The sequence below is a fragment of the Acidovorax sp. HMWF018 genome (assembly GCF_003061035.1).
Lineage (GTDB): Bacteria > Pseudomonadota > Gammaproteobacteria > Burkholderiales > Burkholderiaceae_C > Acidovorax > Acidovorax delafieldii.
In genome coordinates this window covers 1-6631 of sequence record NZ_QAIM01000111.1, presented here as the reverse complement: position 1 = coordinate 6631, position 6631 = coordinate 1, and the positions used below count along the sequence as shown (strand labels likewise).

Here is a 6631-nt window from a genome sequence, read left to right as displayed (position 1 = left end):
TCGAGCAAGCGCAAAAAGCTTAAGGCTACGCTGAACAAGCCGTCGTGATTTGCCGTGCGGCACTGTATGGTGCAGTTTTTCGGATGTTTTGGCCTCTCGCACCGCCCATTTAGGCTGTTCGCGGGGCCTTGAGGCCCGATTCCCGCCTCTATGGGCGCACCTGTCCCAGCAAGCGCCCTCGGGCAAGGTAGATGTTGGCCAGCGCCAAGGCCGTGAACGCACGCGTGGCGTTCTTTTGCAGCCCGCGATAGCGCACCTTGCCAAAGCCCCACAGCCGTTTGACCACCCCGAATACATGCTCTACGCGAGCGCGGATGCGGGACTTGTTGCGGTTCTTGGACCGCTGCGTTTCATCGACCACCCCGCACCTGCGTGTGCGCTGGTTGGTGAAGTCTTTGGCTTGGGGCGCTTTGCCCCAGATCAGAGCCTTCTGGCTGGCGTAGGCCGAGTCGCCGTACACGCGCTGCTCGTTGCCGTGCAGCAAATCAGGCAGTGGATGCTTGTCGTGCACGTTGGCCGCCGTCACCACAGCGCTGTGCGCCAGCCCACTTTGACTGTCCACGCCAATGTGCAGCTTCATGCCGAAATACCATTGCTGGCCTTTGCGAGTCTGATGCATGTCGGGGTCACGCGCCTTGTCGGCGTTCTTGGTAGAACTGGGCGCTGCGATGATGGTGGCATCCACGATGGTGCCGGTATTGACCTTGAAGCCGCGCTCCTGCAATTGCTGGCATACCTTGGCAAACAGGGCTTCGCCCAGTTTGTGCTCATGGAGCAGTTTGCGCAACTTCAGCAGCGTGGTGGCATCGGGCACGCGTTCGCGACCCAGGTCAATGCCCACAAAGCGGCGCAGACTGGCGCTGTCATACAGGGCCTGCTCGCACGCCAGGTCGGCCAGGTTGAACCAGTGTTGCAGGAAATGGAGCGCAGCATCCGCTCCAGGCCAATGGGAGGACGCCCATTGCCTGCCTTGGGGTAGTGCGGCTCTATCACCTGGCACAGCGCGGCCCACGGCACGATGGCATCCATGGCTTGCAAAAACTCTTCGCGTCGGGTGGGTTTGCGCGGTTGCTCGAATCCGCTGTCTTGATCTGCGGCCATTGCCAAGGTCTGCTGCTTCATGTGCAGATAACGGTTTAAACCCCACAACGGTGGACCTTAATCAGCATTGCCCTAAAACTGCCCCGCCGGTGGTCGGTTCCGCAGCGGGAGCTGACTTTCGAACCTCCCTGGCGAACGACCCGTCTCGGCGGCACACCCGTCATTTAGGGTCGGCCTATCGCTACGTCGTAGTCCCAGCGTTGCTACGCAATTGCTTCGGCAACATCTTGTTCAGCTCCTCGTCGGTGAAGAAAAGCTCCTCCGCATTCTTGAGCGCCTCTTGCGCATCGCTGTAGGCCTTGCTGTTGGTTCTCGGCGCGGCCTTGTAGATGTCTTCTAACTCGGCGTTCAGGCGGTCGCGTTGCTGGCGAACTTCCTCGACCGGTCGCCCGTCTTGCAGGTCGACCAGCAGGCTGAGGAGAGCCTCGCGTGCGCCCCACAGCTTTGCACCGACCTCGGTGTGCAGCTGCGCCTGCTCGCCCAGGGATGCCTCTTTGAAGTACAGGGCGCAGCCGGCCAAGATGGCCGACAGGACCGCACCGACCGCCGTCGCGGCCTCGCTCTTGCCAAAGAGTGCTACCAGCAGGCTGGTGGTCGTCGCTGCCGACAGCACGATTTCGATGAGCTTGATGCGCTTGTACTTGGTGACATAGCCGTCCGCCATCTTCTGATGGGTCTTGTGCGTGTACGCGGCACGACCATACATCTCGCGCAGCTGCCCCTCCAGGGCGGTGGACGGATTAGCTGGGGAAGTCGGTGCCATAGATGCCCCTGTAGAGTTGTTTTGCGCTGTAGTCATAGTTGTTCTGCTGGTAGTCGATGGCTTCTTTCGTACGCAGTTCGGCCTGGCGGGCCTTGTACTGGAAGCCGCTGCCGTACACCCAGGAGCCGCTGCCCGGCGCCGTCCAATACGTCTTGCCGGCATCCTGGCCCGCCAGGAAGGCGAAGAAGTCCCTGGTCATCCAGTCGTAGTAGACGTAGGACTTGTCCTTGTACGCCCAGCCATTGATGAACTGGTAGGCCAAGGTGTCGATGAGCATCCCGCTCATAGAAACGTTGTTCTGGTCGCGCCACGCACGAGCCATACGCGCCAGCTCCACCAGGTTGCCGTTGCACTCGGTATTCCGCGTGATGAAGGCCGTCATTTCCTGCTTCGGCTTGCAGGCGCGCCAAGAGCCGCCGTTGTTGGTGTCGGCGAACGTGTAGCCACCTTCTGTGTTCAGGAACGCCGGCAGGACCTCGAACTTCACGCCATCATCAAACCGAAGAACAACGACCTGCCCATCCCCACCGATTTCGGTGACCGAGTAGGTCTTCTGGATTGACGCGCGCACATGGGCCAGCAGGGCCGACTGCCCGTTGCCGGCGTGACCGTTGAACCGGGCGTACAGCTCGTTGGGCAGCTCGTACAGCAAGTCGACGTCGCTAACGCTCGGGATGGCCGTCGAACGCCCGTAAGAGCCCACGTAGAAGCGGTAGCTCGTCTTCGAGTCGAGGCCGCGCAGGTCAGCGTTCAGCTGGCCAACGATGCGGCCTGTGCGGTAGCCAATAGAACTACGCTTCTCCGTGCCGATGCGGATGTTCCCGCAGAAAGTTTGGAACCAATCACCTACTCCCATTGAGCCTCCCTAGGCTGCGTGTTGATACTGACCGCTCAAGTTCTAACGCCAGACAGGTCTTCCAGCAGACCACGTGCTTGGTCGTACCCCGGCAGGTCGGCGCGCAGGCTGCGAACCAGCTCATCGACGTGCTCAGCAACCTGGGCACGGATGGTGTTCTCGGACGGGCTACCGACCGGCCGAAGGCGCATGAATGGAATGCCGGCGGCTGCGAACAGCCGGTCCTTCTTGTTGTCGTTCCGTTGCTGGCGCTCGGTGTCGTGCCAGACCGAATCGACTTCGATGGCCAGCATGGGCAGGTAGGTCGTCGACGACACGACGACGATGTCGACGCTCGCCCGCAGGTAATAGCCGAAGTCGTCATCGCTCACCAGCTCCTTCATGCGGTCGAAGCTCATGACGCTCTGCAGCGCGCAGTTCGGGAACACGAGGTGGTTGGGGCACAACTGCAACAGCACCTGGTAGATGGTGAACTCGCGCTGGCTGTTGAACACTTGCTTGACCGCGCTGGTGCCCTGGGAGCGAACAATCCTGCCGATGACCGCGTGCTGAGACTCGCGTTCAAGCAGCGGCGCGATGTGCGGGTTGATGCGGAAGGTCTTGTCCGTGACCAAGAGCATCCCGAGCTCGACCAGCTTGTCGTAGTGTCGGCCGGCCCAGGTCAGGTCCATGCCGGCGTACTCGGCCACCTCGGCCAGGCCGTTGTAGCTCTTGATGCTGGCGAACACGCTGAGCAGCTTGCGCGCAGGTGCGGTCAGCGACGGCCAGCGACTAACCGCCGTCCGCTCGAACTGGTCGCGTTTGTTCAGGGTGGCAAGGCGCGCCTTCGCATCCGTCAGAAGCTGCTGCACTACGTCGGCGCGACTCGACGTCGGCATCTCCTCTTGAAGCTTGTCGACGAACTGCTGCACTTGGCCCAGGTCCTCGGACCGGGCCCAAAGCAGCTTGGCGTTCTTCACACTGACGTCGGGCAGGTTCTCGGCGGTGTCGAGGTTGATGAGGTAGTAGTGCAGGGCATCGTCCGGGTCGCCCGCGACCTGCTCGAGGTAGGCCAGCCGGAACGAATGCTCCTTCTCAAGAAGGTCATCGCTGAAGTCGCGGGCCAGGGGCAGCAGCTGGGCTCGCACCTTGTCGCCAAGCTTGGACAACGCGTCGAAAATGTCCCCCACGACCTCGAGCCACATGCGCCGGGTCTTCTCGGTCATCTGCTCGCGTACCGCCGACAGTTGCTCGAGTGCATCGAGCACCGGCCAGGCTTCGGGCTCATCGAGGTCCTCGCCGCTGAGATCGCCCGAGTAGTAGTTCTGCGGCATCGGCACGCCAGCACTTGTCGCTCGACGCATAGCATCGAGCAGCAGGCGCATCCGACCCGCCGCTCCTTGGATGACGTAGGCCGCCGCGAGCTGGAAAGACAAGCTCTGCTCGCATAGCCAGGCAAGGCCCGGCATGTCCTCGTCGCCGTGCGCCTCGTCCTCCAGCGGGGAGTACTGGGTACTGGCGGTGAAAATCCGATAGAGGCTCTCGAGCTCGGCTCGCCGTGCGAAGTCCTCGGGCGAATGCTCATACAGCCGCAACAGCAGGTCGCCGACCGATGCCATGTGCAGCCCTGACATTCCCACGTAGATTTCCTGCACCCCCTCGGACAGCGTCATCGTCAGCTGCTCCCCGAACCAATGGGCGTCGGCATCGGCAAACCGCATCAAGGCGCGCACCGCGAGCGACAAATGCTCGTCCACGTCGGCGGGCGCGGCTGACAGGGCACAAAGCACCCGGCGAAGCCCTTCACAGGCATCGCAGGCGAATGGCTCGGGGAAGCGCTGCAGCAGGTCGGCCAAGCCCTCGCCGGGGGTGTGCTCGAGCATCCACATGAAAGCCCAGGCACGAGGTGTCAGCCGCAGTTGCGCGCGGCCCGACGATTCGTCCTTCGGCAAGGCGATGAGGGAGCTCTCGCTCGGGCATGGAAGCCGAAGAAGCGCGTCCCCAACTCGCCCATAGTCACACGGGTCAGCCATCAGCAGGTCGAGGTCGAGCCGCAGCACATTGACGAGTGCACGGCCCTCTTCATCGAGGGCTTCGCCCTGCTCTGCCGCCGCATAAGCTTCGCTGAGCGCCAAGGTGAGGTCTGGAAGGGCCGCCAGCGTCTCCTGGTCAGCGGCCGACATCTCCTCGCCCCGTCGCCCCTCCTGGGCCCTCAACAGCATCAACGCGCGCCCGCGAAGCTTCCGCAGCCAATCAACATTCGTCAGCTCCATACAGGCACGCGACAGGCGCCGGAACGCTTGTGCGCAATCGTCAATCGACCAGCCCAGCGTGTCGAGGTACAGGTCGAACTCGAGCTGCAGCGTATGCAGCGCCTCGACGCGGCCGGCCAGTTCCTTGAGCGCGCCCTCGTACTCCTCGCGTACCTCCCTTGCCAGCTCGTAGGGGGACCGAATGCCGGGCGGATAGAGGCCAAGAATCTTTGCCCGCAACAGCCACACCTCGGCGGATTTCCGGTCGTCCTTATGGATGGCCGTCAGCGGCACGCGACCCAAGCCAAGGATTTCGGCCCATGCCTTGTTGTCAATGTGCGCTCGAGCCGATGCCTGCATGTCCGCCAAGCGGAGCTGCGGCTCCGGCGGGGCATCCGGTTCAACGGCTACTGCGTTGACCGCTGCCGCGACAGCGATTGTTGCCTGTGGCTTCTTCTTGGACTTCTTGCTCATACGCCCTCCTCGATGCGGTCGATGTCCAGGTAGATGGCGTGCCCAAAGGCGAACGACCACACGCTAGGCAGCTTTTCGATGACTCCTTCAGTGGAAACCAGGTGCGGCATCACGCCGACATACATCTCCAGCCCAAGCTCCGCAAGCTTCAGCCGCAGCTCCTCGCCGTCGCCTGCATAGCAGAGGTACGGCAGCGGGTCATCACGGTCGACGAACTGACCGAGCTGCTGCATCTTCTGGATGCGGATGGAGGCGCTGAAGTCTTCGATGGCATCGCGAATGCCCTCGACCTGGTCGGGGGTTAGGTCTCGCGGCGTCCGGTAGCGCACGAAGTCCACGCGCGGCATCAGCGCGCGGACAAGGGTGTCATCGACGGCCTTGGCCAGCTTTGCCCGCGGCGGTGAGGCAAATAGCTTGTTGGGGTCCTTCAGCTTCAGGTGCTCGGCCAACGTCATGACGAAGCCGACTTTCACCTCGGGAACCTTTTCCTGCTCGATGCCTGTCTCGGCGCAGAACGAGTCCCAGTCGTGGCCAGCGTCGTTCAGCGCATGGAAGACTCGATGCAGATCGACGCGGTAGGTGTCATCCGGGCCGCTCAGGTACTTCAGTTGCTTCGTGACGTGGTGGTGCATCACCTTTCCGCCGAGGATGCGCCTCGCCAAGCGGTAGCGACGAAGAAGCTTCTCGGACTCGGCTTCGGTGAGCATCGAGTGAGTCTGCCCAGGTACATAGTCGTCGGGGTGCAGGGTCGTCATCTGCCACACGTAGCGGCCCTTGCCGACACACCAGGCGGCCTCCTCCAGGGAAATTTCCGGCGGCTGGCCCTTCGCCTCATCCTTTACGGCCAGCTCGAGCTGGGACCAGCACGTCATCTCGTCGCCGCGGGCGATTTCGAACCCGTCGCCTGGCACCAGCTCGTCGTCCTCGCGAAGGAGCACCAGCTCGGAATTGCAGGTGTCGTCGGGCGTGACGGACTGCGGGAGGGCCGGCAGCCTCGCCAACACTTCGGGTCCGTGTCGACCGCAAATCTGGAGCGTGGCCACCCCGTCCAGGATGGCCTTGTCGGTTTCCTCCAACCGCCTGCGGACCATCTCGAACGCCGCCGGCGCCTCGGTCAGCCAGTCCCGCGTGCCGCCCAGCGGAGTGATGGACAGTGCCGGCACCATGTTAGTCTCGCCAGCGATGCTGTCCTTCTTCGGCTCCGGC

General features: G+C 62.8%; 5 protein-coding genes. All 5 read right to left on the bottom strand.

The features are described from left to right. Positions 1 to 148 precede the first annotated feature (148 nt). A protein-coding gene (locus DBR23_RS04000; RefSeq protein ID WP_233250259.1) for an IS5 family transposase occupies positions 149 to 1122 on the bottom strand; the annotation gives its coding sequence in 2 pieces (ribosomal slippage) (positions 149 to 924 and positions 924 to 1122; 975 coding nt in all). 160 nt (positions 1123 to 1282) lie between these two features. After that, positions 1283 to 1864, bottom strand: a complete 582-nt coding sequence (locus DBR23_RS03995; protein WP_015013803.1) for an SLATT domain-containing protein — start codon at positions 1862 to 1864, stop codon at positions 1283 to 1285. Beyond that, the gene (locus tag DBR23_RS03990; protein ID WP_069105662.1) at positions 1842 to 2720 is read right to left on the bottom strand and encodes a nucleotidyltransferase; all 879 of its coding nucleotides are present in this window, start codon (positions 2718 to 2720) and stop codon (positions 1842 to 1844) included. The genes DBR23_RS03995 and DBR23_RS03990 overlap by 23 nt, the downstream gene beginning before the upstream one ends. A gap of 35 nt (positions 2721 to 2755) precedes the next feature. After that, on the bottom strand, positions 2756 to 5425 hold the full coding sequence (locus tag DBR23_RS03985; RefSeq protein WP_108497389.1) for a DUF2726 domain-containing protein: 2670 nt from the start codon (positions 5423 to 5425) through the stop codon (positions 2756 to 2758). Further along, positions 5422 to 6631, bottom strand: a 1210-nt coding sequence (locus tag DBR23_RS03980; RefSeq protein WP_108497388.1) for a hypothetical protein, incomplete at its 5' end; no start/stop codon positions are given. The genes DBR23_RS03980 and DBR23_RS03985, both read right to left, overlap by 4 nt.

What these genes read in the sequence shown, in the direction of transcription:
- DBR23_RS03985 (WP_108497389.1), bottom strand. Translation starts at nt 5,425, where the DNA reads ATGAGCAAGAAGTCCAAGAAGAAGCCACAGGCAACAATCGCTGTCGCG.
- DBR23_RS03995 (WP_015013803.1), bottom strand. Translation starts at nt 1,864, where the DNA reads ATGGCACCGACTTCCCCAGCTAATCCGTCCACCGCCCTGGAGGGGCAG.
- DBR23_RS03990 (WP_069105662.1), bottom strand. Translation starts at nt 2,720, where the DNA reads ATGGGAGTAGGTGATTGGTTCCAAACTTTCTGCGGGAACATCCGCATC.